This is a genomic window from Olleya sp. HaHaR_3_96 (genome assembly GCF_019278545.1).
In the GTDB taxonomy this organism is placed as follows: Bacteria; Bacteroidota; Bacteroidia; order Flavobacteriales; family Flavobacteriaceae; genus Olleya.
Map to the genome: position 1 here is coordinate 131,808 of NZ_CP058987.1, position 25,741 is coordinate 157,548.

The 25,741-nt window shown below is 32.0% G+C and carries 26 protein-coding genes; 6 read left to right on the forward strand and 20 right to left on the reverse strand.

Annotated elements, in window-relative coordinates; translation table 11 throughout:
- Window positions 1–234 precede the first annotated feature (234 nt).
- Entirely contained in the window at window positions 235–1,749 is a 1,515-nt protein-coding gene (locus H0I26_RS00580) for a GH3 auxin-responsive promoter family protein (protein WP_218700565.1), read from the reverse strand.
- Between the two features lie 42 nt (window positions 1,750–1,791).
- On the opposite strand from H0I26_RS00580, the gene H0I26_RS00585 reads away from it, so the two are divergent.
- Together H0I26_RS00585 and H0I26_RS00590 are read left to right on the forward strand one after the other, a co-directional pair.
- The gene (locus tag H0I26_RS00585; protein ID WP_218700566.1) at window positions 1,792–2,586 is read left to right on the forward strand and encodes a DUF2797 domain-containing protein; all 795 of its coding nucleotides are present in this window, start codon (window positions 1,792–1,794) and stop codon (window positions 2,584–2,586) included.
- Window positions 2,587–2,616: 30 nt separating this feature from the next.
- The gene (locus H0I26_RS00590) at window positions 2,617–2,982 is read left to right on the forward strand and encodes a GTPase (RefSeq protein WP_218700567.1); all 366 of its coding nucleotides are present in this window, start codon (window positions 2,617–2,619) and stop codon (window positions 2,980–2,982) included.
- Window positions 2,983–3,116: 134 nt separating this feature from the next.
- On the opposite strand, the gene H0I26_RS00595 is transcribed toward H0I26_RS00590, so the two are convergent.
- The 3 genes from H0I26_RS00595 to H0I26_RS00605 form a co-directional block, all read right to left on the reverse strand.
- Window positions 3,117–3,632, reverse strand: a complete 516-nt coding sequence (locus tag H0I26_RS00595) for a gamma carbonic anhydrase family protein (RefSeq protein WP_101015324.1) — start codon at window positions 3,630–3,632, stop codon at window positions 3,117–3,119.
- 70 nt (window positions 3,633–3,702) lie between these two features.
- A complete protein-coding gene (locus tag H0I26_RS00600) occupies window positions 3,703–4,437 on the reverse strand; it encodes a LytR/AlgR family response regulator transcription factor (RefSeq protein WP_101015325.1) in 735 nt (244 codons plus the stop codon).
- Between the two features lie 2 nt (window positions 4,438–4,439).
- Complete coding sequence (locus tag H0I26_RS00605) at window positions 4,440–6,602, reverse strand: histidine kinase (protein ID WP_218700568.1); 2,163 nt, start codon at window positions 6,600–6,602, stop codon at window positions 4,440–4,442.
- Between the two features lie 205 nt (window positions 6,603–6,807).
- Here H0I26_RS00605 and H0I26_RS00610 point away from each other — a divergent pair, with 205 nt between their 5' ends.
- Window positions 6,808–7,821, forward strand: a complete 1,014-nt coding sequence (locus H0I26_RS00610) for an SIMPL domain-containing protein (protein ID WP_218700569.1) — start codon at window positions 6,808–6,810, stop codon at window positions 7,819–7,821.
- 64 nt (window positions 7,822–7,885) lie between these two features.
- Here the strand turns inward: H0I26_RS00610 and H0I26_RS00615 are convergent, their stop codons facing one another.
- Window positions 7,886–8,896 (reverse strand): type IX secretion system membrane protein PorP/SprF, encoded by a 1,011-nt coding sequence (locus tag H0I26_RS00615; protein ID WP_218700570.1) that lies wholly within the window; start codon window positions 8,894–8,896, stop codon window positions 7,886–7,888.
- Between the two features lie 254 nt (window positions 8,897–9,150).
- Here H0I26_RS00615 and H0I26_RS00620 point away from each other — a divergent pair, with 254 nt between their 5' ends.
- The 3 genes from H0I26_RS00620 to H0I26_RS00630 all read left to right on the forward strand — a co-directional run bounded on the left by H0I26_RS00620 (window position 9,151) and on the right by H0I26_RS00630 (window position 11,552).
- Complete coding sequence (locus tag H0I26_RS00620; protein WP_218700571.1) at window positions 9,151–10,053, forward strand: NifU family protein; 903 nt, start codon at window positions 9,151–9,153, stop codon at window positions 10,051–10,053.
- A 120-nt stretch (window positions 10,054–10,173) separates the two neighbouring features.
- Window positions 10,174–10,374, forward strand: coding sequence for a dodecin family protein (locus H0I26_RS00625; protein ID WP_218700572.1), 201 nt, complete (start codon window positions 10,174–10,176; stop codon window positions 10,372–10,374).
- Between the two features lie 365 nt (window positions 10,375–10,739).
- Window positions 10,740–11,552 carry a mechanosensitive ion channel family protein gene (locus tag H0I26_RS00630; RefSeq protein WP_218700573.1) on the forward strand — a complete coding sequence of 271 codons (813 nt, stop codon included), beginning with the start codon at window positions 10,740–10,742 and terminating at the stop codon, window positions 11,550–11,552.
- A 1-nt stretch (window position 11,553) separates the two neighbouring features.
- Here the strand turns inward: H0I26_RS00630 and tsaB are convergent, their stop codons facing one another.
- The 15 genes from tsaB to H0I26_RS00705 form a co-directional block, all read right to left on the reverse strand.
- On the reverse strand, window positions 11,554–12,225 hold the full coding sequence (tsaB, locus tag H0I26_RS00635; RefSeq protein WP_218700574.1) for a tRNA (adenosine(37)-N6)-threonylcarbamoyltransferase complex dimerization subunit type 1 TsaB: 672 nt from the start codon (window positions 12,223–12,225) through the stop codon (window positions 11,554–11,556).
- Between the two features lie 2 nt (window positions 12,226–12,227).
- Window positions 12,228–13,547 (reverse strand): TolC family protein, encoded by a 1,320-nt coding sequence (locus tag H0I26_RS00640; protein WP_218700575.1) that lies wholly within the window; start codon window positions 13,545–13,547, stop codon window positions 12,228–12,230.
- 1 nt (window position 13,548) lies between these two features.
- Entirely contained in the window at window positions 13,549–14,667 is a 1,119-nt protein-coding gene (locus tag H0I26_RS00645) for an efflux RND transporter periplasmic adaptor subunit (protein WP_218700576.1), read from the reverse strand.
- Between the two features lie 59 nt (window positions 14,668–14,726).
- Window positions 14,727–15,965 carry an ABC transporter permease gene (locus H0I26_RS00650; protein WP_218700577.1) on the reverse strand — a complete coding sequence of 413 codons (1,239 nt, stop codon included), beginning with the start codon at window positions 15,963–15,965 and terminating at the stop codon, window positions 14,727–14,729.
- Window positions 15,966–15,967: 2 nt separating this feature from the next.
- Window positions 15,968–17,197, reverse strand: coding sequence for an ABC transporter permease (locus tag H0I26_RS00655; RefSeq protein ID WP_218700578.1), 1,230 nt, complete (start codon window positions 17,195–17,197; stop codon window positions 15,968–15,970).
- Entirely contained in the window at window positions 17,190–17,891 is a 702-nt protein-coding gene (locus H0I26_RS00660) for an ABC transporter ATP-binding protein (protein WP_218700579.1), read from the reverse strand. Before H0I26_RS00660 ends, H0I26_RS00655 begins: the two co-directional genes overlap by 8 nt.
- A gap of 113 nt (window positions 17,892–18,004) precedes the next feature.
- Window positions 18,005–18,226 carry a hypothetical protein gene (locus H0I26_RS00665; protein WP_101015339.1) on the reverse strand — a complete coding sequence of 74 codons (222 nt, stop codon included), beginning with the start codon at window positions 18,224–18,226 and terminating at the stop codon, window positions 18,005–18,007.
- A 50-nt stretch (window positions 18,227–18,276) separates the two neighbouring features.
- A complete protein-coding gene (locus tag H0I26_RS00670) occupies window positions 18,277–18,825 on the reverse strand; it encodes a DUF420 domain-containing protein (protein WP_218700580.1) in 549 nt (182 codons plus the stop codon).
- Window positions 18,826–18,874: 49 nt separating this feature from the next.
- Complete coding sequence (locus H0I26_RS00675; RefSeq protein ID WP_218700581.1) at window positions 18,875–19,621, reverse strand: SCO family protein; 747 nt, start codon at window positions 19,619–19,621, stop codon at window positions 18,875–18,877.
- Between the two features lie 10 nt (window positions 19,622–19,631).
- A complete protein-coding gene (locus tag H0I26_RS00680; RefSeq protein WP_218700582.1) occupies window positions 19,632–20,348 on the reverse strand; it encodes a hypothetical protein in 717 nt (238 codons plus the stop codon).
- 87 nt (window positions 20,349–20,435) lie between these two features.
- The gene (locus H0I26_RS00685) at window positions 20,436–20,816 is read right to left on the reverse strand and encodes a cytochrome C oxidase subunit IV family protein (protein WP_101015343.1); all 381 of its coding nucleotides are present in this window, start codon (window positions 20,814–20,816) and stop codon (window positions 20,436–20,438) included.
- 21 nt (window positions 20,817–20,837) lie between these two features.
- A complete protein-coding gene (locus H0I26_RS00690) occupies window positions 20,838–21,836 on the reverse strand; it encodes a cytochrome c oxidase subunit 3 (protein ID WP_218700583.1) in 999 nt (332 codons plus the stop codon).
- Between the two features lie 120 nt (window positions 21,837–21,956).
- Window positions 21,957–22,541, reverse strand: a complete 585-nt coding sequence (locus H0I26_RS00695) for a heme-copper oxidase subunit III (protein ID WP_218700584.1) — start codon at window positions 22,539–22,541, stop codon at window positions 21,957–21,959.
- Between the two features lies 1 nt (window position 22,542).
- Window positions 22,543–23,442, reverse strand: a complete 900-nt coding sequence (gene cyoE / locus H0I26_RS00700) for a heme o synthase (RefSeq protein WP_218700585.1) — start codon at window positions 23,440–23,442, stop codon at window positions 22,543–22,545.
- A 98-nt stretch (window positions 23,443–23,540) separates the two neighbouring features.
- Complete coding sequence (locus H0I26_RS00705) at window positions 23,541–25,676, reverse strand: gliding motility protein RemB (protein ID WP_218700586.1); 2,136 nt, start codon at window positions 25,674–25,676, stop codon at window positions 23,541–23,543.
- Window positions 25,677–25,741: the final 65 nt, after the last annotated feature.

The following is a 25,741-nucleotide window of genomic DNA, read 5'->3' on the forward strand; positions in this document are numbered from 1 at the left end:
ATTTACTCAAATAAAAACCACTTTAGACAAAATGTTTAAAGTGGTTTTTTTGATTAAATAAAAATGACTTTCCCAAAAGCCAGATTAACAGCAATTACAACATAAAGTGTAATAACTTGAAAAACAAATCATTACACTGCTTGTTAGTGATAGATTAAACCCTATAACTAGAAAGTGTTCTTCTCAGCACATAACTAAGTTTAAAATAATATTACCGCCAATATCCCAAATAATTTATTTATTTAACACCAGCAACTCATCTAAATATTGGCGTGTATTAGATAATCTAGGTACTTTGTGTTGCCCACCTAATTTATTGTTTTGTTTTAACCAATCATAAAACAACTGCGTTCTAGCAACATGTATTTTTGGTTTGTTTAATGTCATATTATTATAACGCTTAGCTTCATAATCTGAATTTAAACTTTTAAGTGCATTATCAAACAACTCATTAAAGTAGTCAATGTCCTTAGGCGGTGTTTTAAACTCGATTAACCATTCATGCGCCCCTTTCTCTTTACCATCCATAAATATGGGAGCAGCAGTGTAGTCTACAATCTCTGATTTTGTTTTTTTACAGACTTTTTTTAAGGCGTCTTCTGCATTTTCAATAATCAACTCTTCTCCAAAAACATTAATATGGTGTTTTGTACGACCAGATACTTTTATACGATACGGGCTAATAGACACAAATCTAACTGTGTCCCCTATTTTATAGCGCCAAAGACCAGCATTAGTTGTTATCACTACGGCGTAGTTTTTATTAAGCTCTACCTCACTTAAAGGAATGACCTTTTGATCTAATGTTCCGTAATTATCCATTGGTATGAATTCGTAAAAAATACCATAGTCCAACATTAATAATAAATCTCCTGAGTAGTTTTGATCCTGAATAGCAAAAAAGCCTTCCGATGCATTATAGGTTTCGTAGTATTTAAAATCTTTTTTAGGTAATATATTTCGGTATTGCTCTATGTATGGATTAAAGCTAACCCCACCGTGAAAATAAACTTCCAGGTTTGGCCACACATCAAACAGACTTGTTTTTTCTGTTTTATCTAATACATTGTTTAGTAATACCAACATCCAACTAGGCACGCCAGCCAAACTGGTCACGTTTTCATTAATGGTTTCATTAACTACCGCAGCCATTTTAGTTTCCCAATCACTCATTAAACTAACCTTACTACTTGGTGTACTACTAAATTCTGCCCAAAAAGGCATATTATCTATTAAAATAGCACTTAAATCACCAAAAACAGTCCCATTTTCTTTATACAATTCTTGACTCCCTCCTAACCGTAAACTTTTACCAGTAAATAATTGTGAGTCTTCATTGTTATTTAAATACATACATAACAAATCTTTACTTGCTGCATAATGGCAATCCTCCAAACTATCTATACTAACCGGGATAAACTTACTTTTAGCATTGGTTGTACCACTAGATTTTGCAAACCATTTGATTGGCTTAGGCCAGAAAATATTGTTTTCCCCTTGCCTAGAGCGCTCTATCTTGTCTTGAAAATCTTCGTAAGTTGTGATGGGCACACGTTGGGCAAACGTCGCGTAGTTTTTTATTGAAGCAAAGTCGTGCTGCTTACCAACTTCGGTATCTTTTGCTATGTCCAATAAGCTAAATAATAGCTCTTGTTGCACTTCATTTGGGTATTTTAAAAACAACTCTATTTGATGAAAACGCTTCTTTAAAAACCATGAAGCAATAGAATTAACGAGAGGAATTGACATAGTTATTTGTATCTTTAAGTTTTAAAAATAATACTTTTTTTTATGACCTACCAAGGTGTGTTGACAAAAATGCAAACGGAGTTTACTAACCCCATTAATTACTACCTAGTATTTAAAAATGACTTTATAAACCTTAATCAATTATTAAACAAAACCTTAGAATTTAGTTTTGTAAAATATGAGTGTTTAAACTGCCATTTAGACAAGCCTATTTACCGTCAAGGGTTTTGCAAAAATTGTTTTTTTGAGATCCCACAAGCAGCAGATTGGATCATGAAACCCGAATTAAGTAAAGCACATTTAGGTATTGAAGAGCGTGATTTAGACTACGAAAAGCAAGTTCAGCTAAAACCTCATATTGTGTATTTAGCTAATTCTAGCAATGTAAAAGTTGGAGTTACAAGAAAAGGACAAGTCCCTACACGATGGATAGATCAGGGTGCACATGAAGCTATTGAAATTGTAGAAGTGCCTAACAGATATCTTGCAGGTATTACTGAAGTTGCTTTAAAAGATTATGTTGGTGACAAAACCAATTGGCGCACGATGTTAAAAAACGAGATTAAAGATGAAAATTTAATTGAATGGCGTGATAAGCTGAAACAATACATTCCTGACGAAGCCCAACAGTACTATATTGAAGATAACAAAGAAACCAATATTGAATTTCCGGTATTGCGCTACCCAACAAAACCGAAGTCATTAAACTTTACAAAAACAGCACATTATACAGGTGTTTTAAAAGGAATTAAAGGACAGTATTTGATTTTTGAAGATGATACTGTTTGTAATATTAGAAGTAACGAAGGACTTGTTGTAAACATAACTATTTTGTAATTATTACAATTGTGCAACGACTTAGTGTATATGAATACATTAATTTTTGTTTACAATGCTGACTCTGGAATTAAAAATCTTGCAATAGATATTGCGCATAAATTATTTAGCCCTAAAACATATGCTTGTAATTTATGCGCATTGACTTTTAATACATTTTCAGAAAATACGATTTGGAAAGATTTTAGAAATAGAACCAATTTAAATATTGCGTTTTTACACACAGACGAGTTCAAAACCAAACACCCCAATCACGCTTTTGAATACCCTATTATTTTAAGTAAAAACAACAGTACTCTTGACGTCTTTTTATCTAAAGAGGAAATCAACGCACTGTCTTCCGTTGAAGAACTAATCCTTAATATTGAATCTAAATCTTGCGACATGCTGCGTTAGCGGTAGTAATGGCATCCTTTGTTTGCTGCCATATATGGCAAAAAAAGATAGAACCCTTCGACTATGCTCAGGATAAACTCCGACGCGACCCTTGTGGAAACGCCCAACTTTGGCAAGCTAAATACAGATAAAAACTACTCTTTAAACCAACCTGAATATTTAACGTAATTTTCTGCAATACGGTTTATCTCGCCATTGATTAACTCTTGACTAATATCTTTGACCTTTTTTGCTGGAACACCTGCGTAAATACTACCAGACTCTACAGTTGTATTTTGAGTGACAACTGCTCCAGCTGCGACAATACTATTACTTTCTACAACGCAATTATCCATTACAATACTTCCCATACCTATCAAAACGTTGTCATGGATTGTACATCCGTGGACAATAGCATTGTGACCAATGGACACGTTATTACCTATTATGGTTGGATATTTTTGATACGTACAGTGTACAACTGCTCCATCTTGAACATTAACTTTGTCGCCTAATTTTATGTAATTAACATCACCGCGTAGTACGGCATTAAACCAAATACTGCATTGCTTACCTATTTGGACATCCCCAACGATGGTTGCATTTTCTGCGATGTAACAATCTTCTGTTATTTGTGGTGCTTTACCGTTTACTGGTTTTATTATTGGCATGTGTTATTTATTTTATTGTTTTCGCTACTTTTATTTGTGCTTCTTAAAACACTAAAACTAACGTGTTGGGTTATTTAAAGTAAGACAATAGATCTGATTTTTTAGAGGCTGATACCATAATTTCTTTTCCGTTGCTTAAAACAACACTTCCGCCTTTTCCTTTTATATATTTAACAACCTCGCCCACGTTAACAAGGTAACTTTTGTGGACACGTGCAAATCCTGATGGTGTTAATGCATCTTCAAAATATTTTAGTGTCTTACTAACTACTTTCTTTTTATTGTTGTTTAAATAGATCTCTGTGTAATTATCGTCTGCTTTACAATACAATATGTCTTTGGTGTTTAATACTTCAAATCCATCTTGCTGTGGTATGGTTATTTTTCCCGCTACGGTATTTGTTTTTGGTATTAAGACCTGGTCCTGCAAAGCATCTTCCTTTGACTTAATTTCGGAAACATAGTCTACAGCTTTAATCAACTCGTCAATATCAATAGGTTTCATTAAATAGTACGAGGCGTGTGCATTTAAAGCATCTATCGCATAGTTGTTGTAAGCAGTTACAAATATAGTTTCGAAATCACGATCACCAACTTTATCTAACAAATCAAATGCGTTTCCATAAGGCATCTCTACATCTAGAAATACTAAATCCAAATCTAATGTACGAATCAACTCTAAAGCTTCATTTACATTAGCTGCTTCACCTAAAATATTGACTTTTGGACAGTATTTAGTTAAGTAGTTTTTTAGTATAGCTCTACTTTGTTCTTCGTCTTCTACTAGTATTGCGTTTAACGTCATGTTTAGTCTTTTTTTATTGTTACTACTACTTTAGTTCCCACATCTCCTTCAGTCCCATTATCATCTATAAGCACATCTACTTTGTCTTTATACATCTGGTTTAAAATAGACACTCGTTTTTTAATATTACCTAAGCCTTTAGAGTTGTGCTTTTGTTGATTTTCTGTCTTTAAACTTTTAGACTTTTTACGTCCAATACCATTATCTGCAATAGTAATTGCAATAACACCTTTTTGCTTTTTGATTATCGAAATATGTAATACTCCCATATCCGTTTTATAACGTAGTCCGTGCCACACAGCGTTTTCAATATAAGGCTGAAGTAACATAGGCGGAATCTGATATGCTTCGATATCTATAGTTTTATCGACGTCTATTGTATATTCAAACTTATCCTTAAACCTAAAGTGCTCTAGTTTGGTATATAATTCTATCAATTCGATTTCTTTTTGAAGCGGAATAAAATCTTCTTCAGAATTCTCTAAAACAGCGCGCATCAATTTTGAAAAATCTGACAGGTATTTGTTTGCTGTACGCTCATCATTGGTCGCAATAAAACTATTAACCGAGTTTAATGCGTTGAAGATAAAATGCGGATTCATCTGACTTCTTAAAGACTTTAAAGCTAATAAATTATTGGCTAATTTTTGCTGTTTAATATACTTGTACATTAAATACGCTGTTAAAGCCAGTAAGAACAAACCACCAATTAGAGAATAAATAATCAACTCTTGTCTCTTGTTTTTTTCTTCCGATAGTTCAACTTGACTTAGCGTTAATTTACGATCGGTTTCTAGTGTTGTAATTCGGTTTTGCTTTTCGGTAATACTTTTATTAAATCGCGCTGCTTGCGATATTTCCTGTTCTTTTTTAATATAAAGTTGATCAACCGTTTTTATGTATTCGTCAAAGGTTTTTTTAGCTTCATTAAAATTCCCAGATTCCACATAAACATCTGTCAACTTTTTAATCGCATCCTTTTTAACTGTTAAATCCTCTTTTTTATCCGCCTCTTCTATACTTTTTTCCAAATAAGGAATAGCTTCTTGATAGTCTTTTTGAAGAAAATAAGCACTCCCAATTTTATAGTTTTGTTTTTGTTTAGTGATACTACTTTCATTAGCAATAATAGAATCCTTTTCAATAACATCTATATCTTTAATAATTTCTTTTCTAGTTGCAATCTCTTCATCATATGATTGATTTACATTTTGAAAATCTGCAAACTTAACTTTCTGTTCTACTTCTCTAGTTTTATTTTCTTGAGCAGCCATAACTACAGAGTTTTCCAATAACACTTCTGCTTTTTTCTTTTTACCCTCCGTATTATAAACCGTTCCTAACTTAGAGTTTAAATCAGTTATTTTAGGTTGAATTTTATTAGTTGTCGCTATCTCTAAACCTTCAGAATAAGCTATTCTCGCTTTTTTTGAATCGTTGATTTTAGCGTACACATCTCCTAAACCTTCTAAACGTATAACCGCTTGCAAATTTGATAAATCATTAGATTTAATACCATTATATATAGCTAAACTCTCTTGGTGATTTTTGTTATTAAAATAAGCTTTAGCTAATTTTAAATTAACATCATTAGAGTTTACATTATTCAAACTTATTCTATAATTAGTTACTGCTAAATCATACTGTTTCCAATACGTATAAATATCTGCTAATAATTCAAAAGCTTCTGCATTTTGTGTAACAGAATTACTTTTAGGAATACTCTCAGTAATAAATTGAATACTTTTCTCCGCAGAAACCTTCTTATAAAACAACGCCGAATCTATTATGCTTTTAAAAGAGTTTTCTTTAGTCTTCTTTCTAAACACCAAAGCATCCTCAACAACTGACTGTACTTCTACTCTAATGTCTTCATCATTTTTAACAGTATAATAAATAGTTTCAAAGTCTTTATGACTTATCATTATCTCATCTCCTTTTTTTACTTTTATTTTAAAATCACCGCTTAACCCTGTACTTGTATAAGAGCCGCCATTAACTTGGATATTAACATCTGAAATAGGATTATAACTATCACTTTCAAGCACTAGTCCTTTTACTGTGAAAGTCTCTGCATTTACTTTAGGCATGGTTTGTTGTGCACAACTTACCCCTTGTAAAATAAGACTAAAAATAAGAGTTAATATTAATTGTATATTTTTCATTTATAAATTTCTAAAAGATAAACTTACGCACTTTAAACCATTAAATAAAACGCTCTTTTTTGTTTTAATCGTATAAAACAATTTAAATAGATCACTTTACTCATTTATAAATAGACCTCACTCATTAAAATCTCACGTTCCCTCATTTTGAATTTAATTTCAAAAAAGATACCCATAGATTTACTTAAACAAAACATAAAAAATAATGAAAATCACTAAGCTAATTTGTTTCTTTCTATTACTTACTGTCTGCACTCAAGCACAACATAAAGGGAATTACAACCAAGATATCTCTAGACGAAATATTACTACGGGAAATGCAATTGTTTATGGACAATCTCCGAAACATATAACTCAAAATTTAAATCCAAGTAGTACAATAATTATAGACGTAAGAGCTTTACAAAATGTAAAAGCAAGTACTTATACAGCTATTTTTAATGTCTCACAGATTGGTAAAACAGCCGAGACTACAAATCAATTAATGAATGCTCGTATAAGTAATATAAAACAAGAACTCGCTTTTAAAGGCATTTCTGAAAAAGACATTGCTATTGATGTTATTTCATTTGTACCTGTTTATGAAGTTGAAGTCACTAAAAAATTATTTAGTAAGACCTATACTGAAGTACCGAAAGGATTTGAGTTACAACAAAATATTCATATTAAATTTACAAAAACGCAGCAATTTGAAAATATCTTAACTGCATGCGCTAAAAATGAAATCTACAATCTTGTTAAGGTCGATTATTTTATTGAAAACATAGCAGAAGTCTACAAAAATCTTCAAACCAAACTATTAGCTCTTATAGCAGATAAAAAAGACTACTATAATCTTTTAGGATTTAAACTTGATGACTATAACGCAATTATAGCTGATCAAAAGTATTGCTATTTCCCTAAAGACTTCTATCAGCACTATCAAGCGTATAACAGTATTTCATTCCAAGCATTAAATAAAGACAAGGGTATTACAGAAGTAAAAAAACAAACATCATATTATTATCAACCATTATCTTATGAAAAATACGATATCGTTATCAACCCTTCCATTTTAGAACCAGTTGTACAAATAGGTATGGAAATAAAACTACACTTCACACCAAAGCCTAAAGAACAAAAGGCAAAACCTATAGTTAAAACTGAAATCAAGCACAAATATTATGTGATCTCTCCCGATGGAAATATTGATATTAAAGAATTGAATACAAACATTTAAATTATAGTCACAAAAAAAGCCTCATTTTACTGAGGCTTTTTTATATTTTATGATATGTTACTTATTAGTTAATCGCAGGGCAATTACAACTGTATCTTTCTTTTCCACAGTTAAAATTAAGTCCCAATGTTAATTGATGAAAACCACCATTATTAAACACGACTGAATTAGATTGGTAACTATACGTATAAGCAAAAACAAAGTTATTAACTTCTACGCCTAAGATAGGTGTAATATATTGTAATTTTTGACTACTAACTCCTGAGCCATCAACAAACTCAGCACCATCTAAAGAACGTCTATAAGACAATCCTCCCCAAACTTTACCAAACTCTAAAGACTTATAAGCTTTAAGGTTTATATCAAAAGACGCCTCTTCCGTAGCATCTCTATACATAAACATTGCAGAAGGTTCAAAACTCCAATCACTACCGTAACTACCAAAAGTATTTCCAACAGAAACAAGGTAAGTTCTTAAGTTATCATAACTCAAACCTTGTTCATTAAAATTTACACCTTCGTTATTTAACAAGTTTTTAATTGTCCCGTGTGCATAAAAATTATACAAGAAATAAGAAAAACCTAAGTCTACATTAAAATTAGTTGCAGATTGTTCTATTCCTGATATTATTGGATCAAATCCATCAGCTAAAAAGCTAGTTTCATCTAATTTATATTGTATTGCACCAGCACTTAAACCAAAAGATAATTGATTTAAATCCGTAGTACTTCTAGAAAACATTAAGTGATGTGCATAAGTAAAATAAGCCCCCGTTTGCGAGTGGTATCCATTTTTATCACTGTATACAATCGCTCCAATACCAGATTGGGATTCTCCAATACGACCATTAATACTAGCCGTTACTAGCTTTGGTGCATCATCATCCCCAAACCATTGTTGTCTACCAGTAATTCTAAGCTTAGCACAATTTGCCGCACCAGCCATAGATGGGTGTATTAAATAATAATTGTCTGTTAAATAATCAGAGTAGATAGGTAACCCCTCTTGGGCTTTAGACAACTGAGTACCAAATAAGGCAACAATTGCTATTAAAAATATGCGTTTTAATCTCATAATCTCTAAATTCGAAGTAGATAGGTTTAAATGGTCAGTTGTTAGGTTTATAACTCTTTTTTAACTTAAAAATTATAAATAAGATTCAAATATATAAATTTACACCTTATAAAGTCACTCCTAAAAGTTAAAGGTTCAAGATAAAAATGTTTTATCAAATAAACTAAAAAAAAACAAATTTTGATAGTTTTATAAAATTGGCATATCCTAGATATCTATACTTTTCTTTAGTATTTTTGCATAAAAAATTACCGATGAGCAATTTTAAAGTTTCCATTCAAGAAACCTCAAACCCAACTATAATTAAATTCGAACTTAATCAGTTTATAACTAAGCATCAAAGCTTTGAGTTTAATAACATTGACGAAGCCAAAGACTCTCCTTTAGCTCAGCAATTGTTCTACCTTCCTTTTGTAAAAAAAGTATATATTTCTAGTAATTTTATAGCTATTGAACGTTATAATATTGTGGAATGGGACGCTGTTAAAACAGAAGTATCAGAACAAATAGAATCGTATCTAAATGATGGCGGAAGCGTTGTCTCAGATTTAGCTGAAACAAAAAAAGTAGCAGTTACCGTTTACACGGAAAGTACGCCGAACCCATCCGTACTAAAATTTGTAGCAAACAAAAAATTAGTTACGGCATCATACGAATTCACTTCAATTGAAACAGCAAAACCATCACCTATGGCTACTGCTTTATTTCACTTTCCTTTTGTAAAGAGTGTGTTTTTTGATGAAAACTTTGTTTCTATTACTAAATATGACATTGCAGAATGGAGTGATATCTCTTTTGAATTAAGAGAATTTATAAGAACTTATATTGAAGATGCAAAAGAAATTGTTTCACCAAATGCTCCTGAAGTTGTAGAAAAATCAATTGAGAAAGTAGAAGCACATTTTGAAACACTTGATGACACTTCTAAAGAGATTATAAATATCTTGGAGGAATACGTTAAGCCTGCAGTTGCAAGTGATGGCGGAAATATCCAATTTGAATCTTATGATGAAGCGACAAAAACAGTAAAAGTAATTTTACAAGGTGCTTGTAGTGGTTGTCCATCGTCTACTTATACATTAAAAAGCGGAATTGAAAACATGTTAAAAGAAATGTTAGCAGGTAAAGTTGATTCGGTCGTTGCCATAAACGGTTAATTTCATCCTTAAAAAACTACTGTTCATCTGTTTACTTATTTTATTAGCCCCTTTAAAACAACGATAATTATATTAATATTCGTAAATTTAAGGAACAAACAATAATTAAAAATCAACATTATGGCAGTATTAAAAGTAATTGAAGTATTATCTAACTCTGATAAAAGTTGGGAAGATGCAACTAAAAAAGCTGTAAAGCATGCGTCTAAAAGTGTAAAAAACATTCGTTCTGTATATGTACAGGATCAAAGCGCTAGTGTTAAAGATGGAGAAGTTGTTGACTTTAGAGTAAACTTAAAAGTCACTTTTGAGGTTAATTAATTACATTTTTAATCTTACTTAAGTATAAAAAAGCCTGAACATCTGTTCAGGCTTTTTTAGTTATTAGTGTTTTAATGTAAAACTAAACTAACAAGATTATACCAGAGAGCCCTGATATCTCTATCATTTCTAAATTTATAAAGAAACCTTATCTTAATATAATAGGCTGTTAGTCTTTTCTTCTAAAATCAGCTTCAAAAACAGCAATTCGGACTAGCCAATTATTAAAAAAGAACTACTTAACACAGACACATCTATTGTCTAGTTATAGAGTCTTACCCCTCTTCTATATAATTATTCCTAACGGCTAAAGTAAAATTTTACTGTTTATATATTTATATTTACCAACAAAATATAAATTTACGATGGAATTACAAAAATGGATAGATAAGGGTTCTGCACTTATTATTGAATACGCACCAAAATTATTAGCAGCAATTGTAATATGGATAATTGGAGCTTTTATAGTCAAACACCTTTTAAAAGGTTTTAAAAAATTAATGCTTTCAAGAAAATATGATGAAAGTCTTCAAAAATTCCTCCTCAACTTATTAAACTGGGTTTTAAAAATCGTTTTAATAATTGTTGTTCTTGGTACTTTAGGAATTGAAACAACTTCTTTTGCTGCAATACTTGCTGCTGCAGGTTTAGCTATTGGTTTAGCATTACAAGGTTCTTTAGGTAATTTTGCTGGAGGTGTCTTAATTATGTTATTTAAACCTTTTAAAATAGGAGATTTAATAGAAGCACAAGGGGAAGTAGGTGTCGTAAAAGAAATCCAAATTTTCACTACAAAGTTAACAGGATTATCTAATAGAGAGATCATTATTCCTAATGGTTCGCTTTCTAATGGAAATATTATCAATTTTTCAACAGAAGGTACCAGACGTGTCGATCTAGTTTTTGGTGTTGGTTATGATTCTGATATCAAACAAACGAAAAACGTGCTATTAAAAGTTTTAACTGATAACCCAAAAGTATTAGATACACCAGAACCGACGGTCAATGTAATGGAACTAGCTGATAGCTCTGTTAATTTTGCTGTAAGACCTTGGTGTAAAGCAGAAGACTATTGGACAGTCTACTTTGATATTACAGAAAAAACAAAAGAAGCATTAGATGCTGCGGGTATAGAAATACCTTATCCTCATGCTGTAGAAATACAAAAAGAAGGTTAAACTATTTTTTAGATTTTATCGCAACAAAATCTTTTAAATAATAGGGTTCAAAATAGGCGACATCTTCGATGTCGCTTTTTTTATACTTATTAAAACTCAGTAGACTCATTTGATCAGCAGAAGGCAATTTGTTTTCAACAAACACTGCATTTTTATGGCTAATTAATTTTGTGGTTTTTTCAACTCCATCTCCTACAAAATAAACGTTACCTAAAGCCAACTCTTTTTCAAAAGAGTTTTCATCAAGCACCTGAGCTTCAATAGCTCTCACTAAATTATAATTCTCATCAAATATAGCAGAGTAAACTTCTAAACGTCTAGCATCAAGCATTGGTATAATGTACCCAGATTCAGCTTTTACTTGATGGGCTAATGCTTCTAAAGTAGATACCGATACAAGGGGCTTCTCTAATGCATAAGCTAAGCCTTTAGCGGCCGAGACACCAATACGCAGCCCAGTATAAGATCCTGGCCCTTTACTTACAGCAATGGCATCTAATTGATCTGCAGTCATCTTTGCTTCTTCAAGTACCTCTTCTATATATACATGAAGTTTTTCTGCATGAGAATACCCATTTCCATAATCTTCTTTTAACACCAAAGTCTCCCCTTTATTAGAAAGAGAGACTGAGCAATTTGTTGTAGAAGTTTCTATATTTAATATATATGCCACTTTTATTCTGTTATTGGTTTACCTAGATAAAAATCTAACACTTTAGTTTTAAAAATAAAATCGTATTTAGCATTCACTAAAGAGGCTTCAGCATTTACTAAACGTAATCGTGTTTGCTCAATATCAAAGGCATTCATTGCTCCGATATTATAACGCTCTTGTGCATTTTGAAATGCAATATTTTGTGCTTCCAAGCTTACTTTAGCTGCTTCATATGATCTAAAAGCCGCTTTTGCATCCGTAAAAGCACGCTGTACATTTGCCTCTAAAGACAATTTGGTTTGCTCTAAATTTAACTTAGCATTATCCTCTTGAATCTTAGCTTTAGCGACATTAGTCTTGTTTTGGAATTGAGAGAAAATTGGGATATTAATGCTCACTCTGAAACTATGTGCTTTTTGATCATTTAATTGATTCAAAAAAGTGTCTTCATTTTGGGAAAGGTTTGTGTAAAAGGCATTAGATCCAAAACCATAACCAACACTTATAAACGGTAAAAAACCACTTTTAGAAATCTCCGTAGATAGTTCCGCATTTTCAATGTTTTTTTCCGCGACTTTAATCTCATATCTATTATCTAATGCATATTTCACAATTGGTTTCGCATCTTCGTACATTAATTCTATAGAAGGATCATTTACCTCAATCACCTCAATATTAAAACCTTCATATGGCACTTGTAAAAACTGAGACAAGGTTAACAATGAAATATCATAATTATTCTGAGCCACTGTTACACTTTGTAAGTCTCTACTTAGAGTGGCTTGTGCATCATAAATATTAGCTTGAGGTTGCACACCTGCATCGACTAGATCTTGTACTTGTTTCAATTGTTTTTCTGTAAACCCATATTGCGCTTCAGCAATCTCTAGATTTTCAATATTAAACAAAACATTTAAATAAGCATTAACTACGTTTAAAGAAATATCATCTTTAATTCTATTTAATTCTAATCTATTAGTCTCTAAATTTAACTGAGACTGTTTATATAAGTTGGTTAATCTAAAGCCATTAAATACTGTTTGATTAGCTGACACACTAAAACTAGTACTATTAGAGGTTCTATCCACAAATTGTCCCGGAAAAATCTCCGCATTACCTAAAGATAAACTATGTCCAGCACTACCTGATACACTTGGCAAAAACTGTCCTTTTGAAGCAATGATGTCTTGCTCGTTAGATAATAATGTGTTTTGACCTTGCAATACTGTTATATTGTTCTCCAAAGCATGTGACACACACTCCTGCAATGTCCATTTTTTGTTTTGTGCTGTTGCTGAAACCCCTATTAACAGCAAAAATAAATACGTTATCTGTTTCATATTAATCTTCGTCTTCATCATTATCTTCTTTTGAAGCTTTATTCCAAACTTTTATTTTATCACCTTCTTTAACACCTTCTTTTATCTCAACATTAATCCCATCAGATAATCCTAATTCTACATCTCTCTTTTCAAACTTACCAGCTTCTTTTTCAACTTCAACAAAAGGCTTTTCAGTAATTCTGTTAAATTGTAATAAGGACTCTTTTATAACTAAAGTACTATCTCTAGATTCCATTTCGATTTCAGCATTAGCACTGTAACCTGCTCTAATTTTTGTAGATGATTCTACGGTTACATCTGCTTTAATTGTAAACTGCACTGCTCCGTTTTCTTCCAGTCCTTTAGGCGCAACAAAAGTTAATTTTGCTGGAAATTCTTTTCCGTTAATTGCTCCCAAAATCACTTTAATTTCTTTTCCTTCTTCTAGTTTTCCTACTTCAGCTTCATCAACCTTTCCTTCAAAAATCATTTTACTCATATCTGCAATAGTTGCAATAGTAGTTCCAGCATTAAAGTTATTACTTTCTATAACTTGATCGCCTTCTCGCACAGGAATCTCTAAAATTGTACCAGGTATTAACGCTATAATGTTGGTATTAGCAGATCCTCCACCTGACAACGACCCTCTTTTAATAATTTGATAATTATTTTGCGCTTGACTTAATGTTTCTTGTGCTTGGTTTAATGCCAATTCACTATTCTCAAAATCTTGTTTTGAAACCACACCTTTATCAAATAAGGTTTTATTACGATCATACATTATTTTAGAATTATTGAACGATAATTTGGCGCTACTAATTTGACTACTTGCACCAACAAGACTTTGCTCATTAGGAACCACTCTAATTTTAGCAATAACATCTCCTTTTTTTACCATATCGCCTTCCTCCACTAGTATCTTATCTATAATACCAGAAATTTGAGGTTTAAGTTCTACCTCTTCTTCCGGGTTTAACTTACCTGTAGCTACTGTTTTAGTATTTATTGAAGTAAAAAATGGTTCTGCAGTTTTAAAATCTTCAACCGACTTCGAATTAGAGTCTTTAAAATATTTTATTACCATAACAAATGCTATTACCAAAGCAATAATTACAATTATTTTTATTGTTTTTTTCATTTTATTTATAGTTTTCTTGGTTGACTTTATATGTTTGTTAGTTTCTTATAATACTTGACTTATTCTTCTCTTAAAGCATCGATAGGTTTAATACTTGTCGCTTTAAATGCGGGTATTAATCCTATTAATGTTCCTAAAACTATTAAAATTGTTAATGCTATAAAAACAACAGTAATAGACACCGATGCGTTTACCAATACTGCTTCTGGTCCTTGCCCAAAAAGGCTATCGACTAACATCAATATTAAACCGCCTGTTATAATACCGAGTAAACCGGCAATTAATGTAATAAATACTGCTTCTAATACCACTTGTCTTTTTATCTCAAAAGGTGTTGCTCCAAGTGCTCGTCGCACGCCTATTTCCTTTGTACGCTCTCTAACGGTTATCAATAAAATATTTCCTATGGCAAAAACGCCAGCAAATAATGTAGCAATACCAACAAACCATGTTAAAAATTGCATCCCCGTTAAAAACCCTGTGATTTTATCAAATTCTTTACCTAAGTTAAAACTTCCAAATGCCCGATTATCTTCAGGATGAACTTTATTTAAGTTTCTTAGAATCAATTTGGCATCAGCTTCAATTTGTGAAATATCATACTCTGGTTTTCCGGTAATCATCATCCAACCAATATTACCTCCCATATTATAGATTTGTTGAAAGGTAGTAAACGGTATATTCATATCGTCCGATGGCCCCATATTACCTCCCGTTTCAAACATACCCACAACCTTGAAATTCATTCCATTAAGTTGAATGTATTCCCCAATCATTTCGGCATCTTTCTCAAAAAGCTGCTTGTATATTTCTTCCGAAATAGCCACGACTTTCCTATTCTCGTCAATATCCGTTTGATTAATAAAACGACCTTGAATCATTTTCTTTTTCTGAACTTGATCAAGTAGCGGATAATCACCACTTACACTAAAGTTTCCCGATAGAAAATTATGAACAACCAACGCTTGATTTCTATTTCTAGGTACTACAAACTCGATTCCTTCTACATTATCCTCAATTTTTTTAGCGTCCGTTATTTTAAGCTGCACTTGTCTACCTTCTTGAAAGCCTTTAAATGGCTTACTTGTACTTTGTGCCCAAACAAATACACTATTGGTTGCAAAACTTCCAAACAGTCTATTAAATGAGTTTTCTATTCCACGTGCAGAACCTAATAAAACGATAAGTAATAAAATTCCCCACCAAACACCAACCATAGTTAATGCTGTTCGAAGTTTATTTTTACCTAAACTATCAAAAACCTCTTGCCAAGTATCTCTCTCTAATAAAAATCGCATAATTAATCGTTTCTTAGTGCTATAATTGGTTTAATCTTCGATGCTTTTTTAGCTGGTAGATACCCTGCTAAACCTCCTGCAATAATTAGCGTGAATGTTGCGCCAATGACAAGATTTATACTGACATAAGGGTCCTTTATAAAATAGTCTTCTAAACTGGGACCTATTAACTCTAAAATTCCCATACCTAAAAACAAGCCTAAAAAACCAGCAATTATGGTAATTAAAATAGACTCTAAAAGAATAAGTAAGACAATAGAACTTGGTGAAGCACCTAAAGCTTTACGTATCCCTATTTCTTTAGTACGTTCTTTAACAATAAAAATCATGATATTACTGATTCCGACAATACCCGCTATTAAAGTACCAAAACCAATAACCAACACTAGAATTCCTAAAATAAAAGTCATTTGGTCTACCGCCTTAGATTCGTTAGCCAAGTTGCGTACTCTAATGGCACGTTGGTCATTTTGAGAGACCATAAAACGGTCCTTTAGTTTTTTAGTCAATAGATTACTAAAACCAATTGCAGCGTCAAAATCCATCTCTGGATTGTAGGTCAAGTTTATTTGATCAACATGATCATTGTTACCATAAATTTGTTGCGCTGTCGATACAGGCATGTAAATGTAACGCTCTTCGTTATCGCCTCCATCATCTTCAAAAATACCGACCACTTTATATTGTATTCCGTTAAGGTTTAAATATTTTCCTATGGCTGTTGTTTTTAAAAATAAATCTTCTTCTACTAAACGGCCAATAACGACCACTTTAGTTTTATTCTTAATATCAGACTCATTTATATAACGACCATAAGTAACTTTAGTGTTTTCTAAAAATTGATGATCTGGATTTACAGCGCGAACACTGTAACTACTTTTTTCATTTCTAAAAGTGGCAGTAACGTTGATATAAATTCTTGAAGTAATATACTGTACTTTTCCATCAAACTCTTCTTCTATCCATTTTTGGTCTTTATTTTCAAACTGGATTTGTCGTCCTGCTTGCAAACCATTACTAGCCTTAGATGTCCTTCCGGAATTAATAAATATAGAGTTTTTAGCATCGTCCACAAAAGCACTATCAAACGTATTTAATAATCCATTTGTAATACCAAAAAGCAACGCAAATAACAAAATAGCAAACGTTACTGTAAAACCAGATAATAACGTTCTGGTTTTATTCATATTAATACTTTGAAAAATCTCGCGCCAAAGGTCTCTATCAAACATATTCCGAAGCTCTTACTTGTTCTACAAAAGCATCTTCTATAATTACACCATCTTTTAAACGTACAATACGTTTACACATGCTTGCAATATCCTCCTCATGCGTCACCATCAAGATTGTTTTACCTTCATCATTTAAAGATTGGATAAAATCCATAATCTCATGAGAGGTTTTTGTATCTAATGCTCCTGTTGGCTCATCTGCCAATAATAATTTTGGATTAGCAGCTAATGCTCGTGCAATAGCAACACGTTGTTTTTGACCTCCAGACAATTCTTTTGGCAAATGGTGTGCCCAGTCTTTTAAACCTACTTTTTCTAAGTGATATAAAGCCGTTTCAATACGTTCTTTTCGTTTTAAACCTTGATAATATAATGGCAAAGCCACATTATCTAAAGCATTTTTGTAATTTATTAAATTGAAAGATTGAAAGATAAATCCTAAAAACTTATTTCTATAAATAGCTGCTTTTTTCTCGGTAAGATCTTTAATAGGTACATTATCTAAAATGTATTCGCCTTCATCGGCTTCATCTAACATCCCTATAATATTTAGTAATGTCGATTTCCCTGAACCAGAAGACCCCATGATTGCCACCATTTCTCCCTCTTCAACAGATAAATCTATTCCTTTTAAAACATGGAGACTAGAATCGCCAATTGGGTACGACTTGTGCAGTTTACTTATTTTGAGCATAACGATGGTTTTAATGATTGATTAGTAACTCAATATCAATTAGACTACAAAGGATGCAATTTGTTACAACAATTATCGAAAAGTTTTGTTAAATGTTGATTTTCAGATAAACTTTACTGCTTTTTTGTTCTGAAAAACTTCCAATAAATAAAGAAACCTAAACCAAAAACCAAAATATATGGAATAGACATTAAATATACAATCCCATCATTTATTCCCTTAGCCGTCTTCTGACCGTCTTCATTTTCTAAAACAGCTCTACACATAGCGCATTGCGCTGAACTTTTTAGAACAAAGAAAAAAGAGACTAGAAAAAAGATTGCTTTTGTTTTCATATTTATTGTTTTGAAGCCACTTCGATTGCGCTCAGTGTGACACTATCTTTTTAAATGTAATAAGGTGAAATCATTAAATACACAATAACACCTGTTACGGCAACATATAACCATAACGGGAATGTTATTCTAGCAATTTTTTTATGACGCTCTATATTATTAGTAATTGCCCTAACATAAGTAATTAAAACAAACGGAATAACAACAATAGATAATGCAATATGCGTTATTAATATAACAAAGTAAACGGTTCTTATAACACCTTCTCCTCCAAATTTGGTAGAATCACTAGTCATATGATATGCCACATACATCAGTAAAAAAATCACAGAACAACCAATAGCAGTTGACATTAATTTTTTATGAAGGACTATCTTTTTCTTTTTTATAGCCAAAAAAGCTAACACCAAAAGAACAGCTGTCAAAGCATTAATACCAGCATATATTGGTGGCAGAAAAGTTAATGGCTCTACATTAAACCCAAAATCCTTTAGCTTAACGTTAAAAAGTACAGCAACAGCAATAGGAATTAGTATTGACAACACGACAATCCACTTATTGTATTTTTTTTCGTCTTCTAGGTTGTTGATATTAGTCATATTTAATAATTTATGCGATTCTGAAATCCGTTCAGAATGACAGAATAATTTACTCTCTTAACAATTTAGCAATATCTTCTTGTATAACCGTTATTTCCTGCTCATTACCATCTTCATCCACTTTTTCCTGCTCGCTTATCACACCTTTATAAAATATTTTCGGATTCCCAAAAGCGTCCTTTCTAGAACGCAAGTACCCTTCTTTATCGACTAAAGCAAAATCTCCAGAATGTTCAAAGTTTTCAATATTAACAAAAATATTAAATCCAATATTTGACAATTTATAGATGTCTTCTTTTGCGCCAGTCATTAAATGCCAATTAGAACTTGTCACACCATAATCTGCAGCGTAGGCTTTTAAAACTTCTGGTGTGTCATTCTCTGGATTAATACTAAAAGAAGCAATACCAAAATCCGGATTGTCTTTAAACTTATCTTGAATTATCGCCAAGTTTTTGCTCATTCTTGGACAAATAGTAGGACAGGTTGTAAAAAAGAAATCAACAACATATACTTGTCCCAAATAATCTTTATTGGTAATTGTTTTACCATCCTGATCCGTAAAACTAAATTCAGGAACTTTTTTAGGTTGACCATCAATGATCAAATACTCTAAATCAGATTTATTCTTTGAAGTTTTTTTTCCATTAACAACAAGACCTTCACTTCTACTTTCGTCTGTACGACTAATATCTCCATTACTTACTCTATCAACTATCTTCGGAATAAAAATAATACCGAATAATAAAATAATAAACGCAATACCTATATATGAATAATTTGCTTTTTTGCTCATTGTGATACGATTAGTTTGTGTCTCCTTTTAGATCTTGTGCGCGTCTAGCAGCCGAGTTAAACTCACCTTTACGTTTCTGTCTATATTCAGTAAACAACACCCGTAAATCATCCGCTCCCATAACATTTTTAAGTTGTGCTACTTCTGAAGCATTATAGGCGGTTAATGGATATGCGCCTTTATCAGCTTCTATTTCAGGTTTGGTTCTATTATCCAAGCGCCCACGTTGGTTTAACTCTTTGTCAACAATAAAAACCTTACTTGTTGCCAGATTAAAATCTAAGACTTCGCTTGTTCTTAAACTATTAAACATCTTTTTTGTGTCCGAATCATCTAACTCTACAAACGACCAGTACTTAAGCTCCCCATACTTCGTCAATTCTTTCTTAAGCCTATCTGTAGCCTCTTCAGAATCTTTTGAAACTAACATTACAACTTGAAAACTTTTAAAGCCTTGAAACTTATCGTAAATCAATTCTTTAAGGTTAGAACATTCTACAAATTTATTTTCAGGATCCTTACCTAAAAACCCTAATACAGTAATATGTTCTTCTAATTGTATATCCGTATTGGAAGAGCTAAGATTTTTTAAATCAAGCACGTTATTTTTAACGACTTCTAGCGGATTGTAATTGTTTGTAGATGGATACAAAAACAATAAAAAAATAACAGGAAGAAAAAACAAGACACTTAAAACAATTCCTTTTTTAATATTCTTTTTATCCATAATAATTGTACTGTTTTTTAAAATACAAAAATAAAAAAGGTGGCTTTAATAAACCACCTTTTTAACTATATATATTTTGATTTCAATTTAGAAATCTCTTTTTATAAATCCATTGTCGTAAACGTTAAACACGTAACCACCTTCTTGTAATAAAATAAATAGTAAATAACAGATCAAGAATATTGCTGTCCAAACTACTGCACGTCTTAATCCCGCAACTTCATCACGCATGTGCATGAAATCCCAAGTAATATAATATGCTTTTACTAATGTCAATATAATAAAAATCCAATTTAATAGTTTCATCCCTAAAACAACATTAGTTCCCCAAGCTGGTTTTAATATCCCTAAAACAACTTCAACAGCTGTAATGATCGATAATAAGATTAAAACTCCCCAAATTTTTTGAGTATTAGACTTAAACTTTACTAATCCTCTAAATATTTCTAATTTATGTGCGTCTGCCATGATATGTCTTTTCTATTTTTATTAAACTAGGTAGAAGAATGTGAATACAAATACCCAAACTAAATCTACAAAGTGCCAGTATAACCCAACTTTTTCAACCATTTCGTAACTTTTACGTCTTTCATAAGTTCCTAAAACTACATTAAAGAAAACAATGATATTTAGGATAATTCCTGATACAACGTGAAATCCGTGAAACCCTGTTATAAAGAAAAAGAAGTCTGCAAATAACGGCGAACCGTATTCGTTAACATGAAGATTTGCACCTTGCACAACTGCTTTTCCGTTATTTCTAATTTGTTTTAAAGATTCTGTTTGAGATAAAATAGTTTTCTCTCCTTCTTCGTTAATAATTTGAGTCCTAACTAAAACATTAGGATTAGCCTCCATACCTTTAACAACATCGGAAACTTGATAAGCAGGTAACGCCCCTTCTCCAACAAACCACAATCCATTTTTACGTTCGTGATTTACTCTATCAGTCTTTGAAGCTGTAGTAAAGTCTGATATAGCAACGCGTTTAAATGTTTTTTCTCCATCTACAGTAACATACTCTCCAAATTGTAAGATATTACCTCCTTTAGTTTGTACAGCACCAAAATCTCCTTTAATAAAAGTATTCCATTCCCAGGCTTGAGAACCAACAAATATTATACCTCCAATAATAGTAAGAAACATATACCATGTTACTTTTTTCTTATTTAAATGGTGACCAGCGTCAACTGCTAACACCATTGTTACTGAAGACATAATCAATATAAACGTCATAAACGCGACGTAAATCATTGGATAGTTACCGTGAAAAAATGGTATGTGAGTAAAAACTTCGTCTGCAATTGGCCAAGCGTCAATAAATTTGAATCTTGAAAAACCATAGGCTGCTAAAAACCCAGAGAATGTTAATGCATCTGATACGATAAAAAACCACATCATCATCTTACCATAACTTGATTTTAGTGGCTCGTTACCACCTTCCCAAGTCTTTCCTTCTGTATCAGTAGTTGCAACTGTAGTATTCATAGTGTTAAATTAGTTGTTAAAATGTGGCACAAAAATAATCATTTTATTCAGTTAAAAAAATAGCAAACTCTAATTTTATAGTATCTAAATAAGGTTTTAAGCTTATTCTTTCTATTTTTTTTAGTTTAGAAAAAAGTATAAGAAGAAAAACAGGTAAATCCAAAGCAAGTCTACAAAATGCCAAAACGTTTCTGCTAATTCAAATCCTACTATATTTTCTACTGAATACTTCCCTTGTAAATGTCTGACTAACACAACCAATACAGGAACTAAGCCTACTAAAACGTGTACGATATGTACTACTGCTATTAAATAAATATAGGTCACTGTAATGTTACTTGTAGGTCCTGTAAAGTTAAAACCCAAATCGATTATTTGGTTGAAACCTCTAAATTGGTTGTAGACAAAAAATAATCCTAATACAAATGTTAAAACTAACATTGCTGTGGTTAATCCTCTGTTCCCTTTTAATAATGCTTTTTTAGCTACTATAAAAGTAACACTACTTACAATCATTATTATAATGCTAGTCCAAAACGGCTGAGGCATTACAAAGTCTTGAAGCCAATCTGGCCTAGAGCTACTTACAATAAAAGCACTAGTCCAACCGGCAAACGACATGATTAAAGAGGCGATACCAAAATATAGCATCATCTTTTTTGCGCGTCCCGTTTTTTCTTCTAAAGTCCCTTGGGTTAAATCCATTTTATCTTATAAATTTATCAATAACGTAAACAATTTGAATCAATGTAATATACAATACACTAGATAACATTAATTGTTTAGCTACTTTTTCATTCATGTTTTTGTATAGTTTAATGGCATAGAATAACATCATTAAGCCTAAACCAAACACAATAATTGCTGCTATAATAGATAATTTTAATCGCCCTGTCACTCCAAAAACAGGAACAATAGACACTAAAATAGTCCAAATAGTATATAGTATAATTTGTATTGCGGTTCCTTTATCTTGCTTTCCTGTTGGTAACATAAAAAAGCCTCCACGTTTATAATCTTCAAACAAAAACCAACCAATTGCCCAGAAATGAGGGAATTGCCAGAAAAACTGCAAGGCAAACAACGTCCCTGACTCTATACCAAAATCATCAGTTGCAGCCACCCACCCTAACATAAATGGGATAGCCCCTGGAATAGCTCCAACAAAAACTGATAATGGTGTTTTTGTTTTTAATGGGGTGTAAACACTAGTGTATAAAAATATTGAAATAGCACCAAACATAGCTGTTTGCGCATTAATAGTATATAATATAGCAATCCCTAAAATCGTAAAAATACAAGCAATTAAAAACGCCGTATTTACAGTCATACGTCCTGAAGCCACAGGTCTATTTCGGGTACGATGCATTAAAGCATCCAAATCTTTTTCGATAATTTGATTGAATGCATTACTAGCACCAACCATAAAATAACCACCCAAAGCTAGAAGTAAAACAATTTTTAAACTAATATTATCTGTATCGACGCCTAAAAAATAACCCGCAACTGACGAAAACACGACACTTAAAGACAAGCGCATCTTAGTGATTTCTTTAAAATCGGATATAACTGTATGTTTTATTGTAGATGTTGCTGTTGTACTCAAACCAACGCTATTTTTTTTGCTGATGCAAAGATACTGCTAATTGACAATTTAGCACAAAAAAAGGGGAAGGTTTTTAGAATGTCACATCCAATCGTCTTTTACATATCAAAATACCAATTAAACAAATCTGTTCTTAAACCAAAATTAATCCATACTGTACTGTTATTAACAGCAGATAACGTTTCGGCTTCTGGATTAAAATTTCGATAACTCAAATTAACAAATGCTTTTAAGTTAGAAGCAGGATTAACTAAATATCCTAATTGTCCACTTGCATTTATCGACGTTGTTTTTATTCCTTGACCTATGGTTACACCTGAGTCAAAAGGTCTATCATTATAATCTCTATAAATATCTCCTCCGTAACTAAAATTATCCGTACCGTCGTTTACATCAAGTCCTCTAATACCTGCAATTAGTTTAGCTTCTGCAAACCAACGCTCTTTTTGATAACGTCCAATAAGCACTAACTCTTTAAAATTTGCCCCCCAAAGATGAGCCATAGGCTGATTATTGTGCGCATAATTCAGAACAATTGTATTGTGAGAATAGGTATATGGTCTTACTTGGTTATACTCGGCATGAAGCATTAGTTTTTTAACATTAAATGCATTGTACCACTTTGCACCCAATTGAAATCCGTACTTGTTTTTCCAACTTTTATTACCTCCCGTAACATCGCTAAGAGAAAATTCATCTAAAATAAATTGACCATAAACATTAGCATTATCACTTAGTTTGAATTTCCCAGAAGCTCCTACAATGGCATTTCCAGCACCTTGACCCGTTTCAAACTCGATCGCTCTAAAAAAGATTAATGGATTTAAGTAATTAACATCAAAACCTCGATCGTTACTATTTTCCCAGATAACAGATTCAAATAACCCTAAATTAAATCGTTTTGTCACATTCCAACTTAGATAATGGTTTGCTATATATTTTGTTCGAAAGGCTTTATCTAAAGTCACATCATCACGTACATCTTTAAGCCACGTCCAAGTATTGGTATATTTTATATTCCAAAATTTTGTATTCAACTTTAAATAAGGATACGGACTTGAGACATCACTTTGCAATAAACTACGATATCCATCTCCTATAAACTGTTTACCATGACCAAATTGTACATTTAAAAATTTTGCAGGAGAATAAGATAAATACCCTTCTGCAACAGGATAATCATAAGCATCCTCCTTAAATCGTTTTGCGATACCACGCCCAGGAATTATTGCGGGGTCTGGTCCAAAAGCTTTCAAACTTTCTGCATATTCATTATAGTATTGCGCGAACCTACCTTGATTTTCATACACTGAAGCAGAAAAACTAAGCTTATCACCTAAGCCGCCTTGCACATAAACACCACGAGTATTATTATAAGTATAGCTAAAGTCAGCCTCTGTATCTTTACCTAATTGCAGATCAAAAATAGGATCAATAGTAAACCAATAATCCTCACTTTGCAATTGTACTAAATGTTCATTCCATATTTTACGACCAGCCCAAGTCTTAGTGTCCTTTTGAAGCGCTTCATTTTCTGCTTCAAAATCATAATAATTAGAGACATCTTCGTATTTATAAGGCTTCGATGCTGTATGATTATTAGTACCAATCCTGTTTAAATCTTGATCAAACCTAAAGTAACTTTCATGACTGAACGGAATATTAACCTGACTACGATAAGCCTTATTTGTATATTTTGAAATAGATTTCTGAACACTATCAAATTCTTGTTTTGCCTTTTGTTGTAAAACAGTTAACTGTTCAATTTGATTACCCTTTTTTGTAGCTTGAGTTTCAAATGAAGTCACTACTGCTTGATTACTTGGTCTGTTTTTTTTATTTAGCGGAAAATACAACGTCATACTATATTGTTTAAACGTTGGGTTACTATTATAAGTTGCTGGTTGTATTACAGGGAAGAGAGAAAACACGCGTCTAGCCTCCTCTTTTAAAGCTATAAGTTCAGTCTCAATATATACCGTTTTAAAAACACCTTCTTGATTAACCTCAAATATCACAGCCATTTCTCCTGTATAATCTTCTTTAACAGAAGCAGGATGTTTAAACTCAGAGTAGATTGCCTTATACACTTCTTCATTAAAACAACGATCTAACTGTTTTAAATCAATACTTGTACAATTTTCAAAACGTGGTGGTAACTGATAAACAGTTGTGTCTTGAGCAAAAGAAAAAACTGAATACGTTAATAACAGCCCTAAAATGAAAGTCTTCATGTTTAGCTTAAGGTTTAAATTTAGCCGAAAGATACTGCTTTTTATTAACGCTATAAAACAGAAAA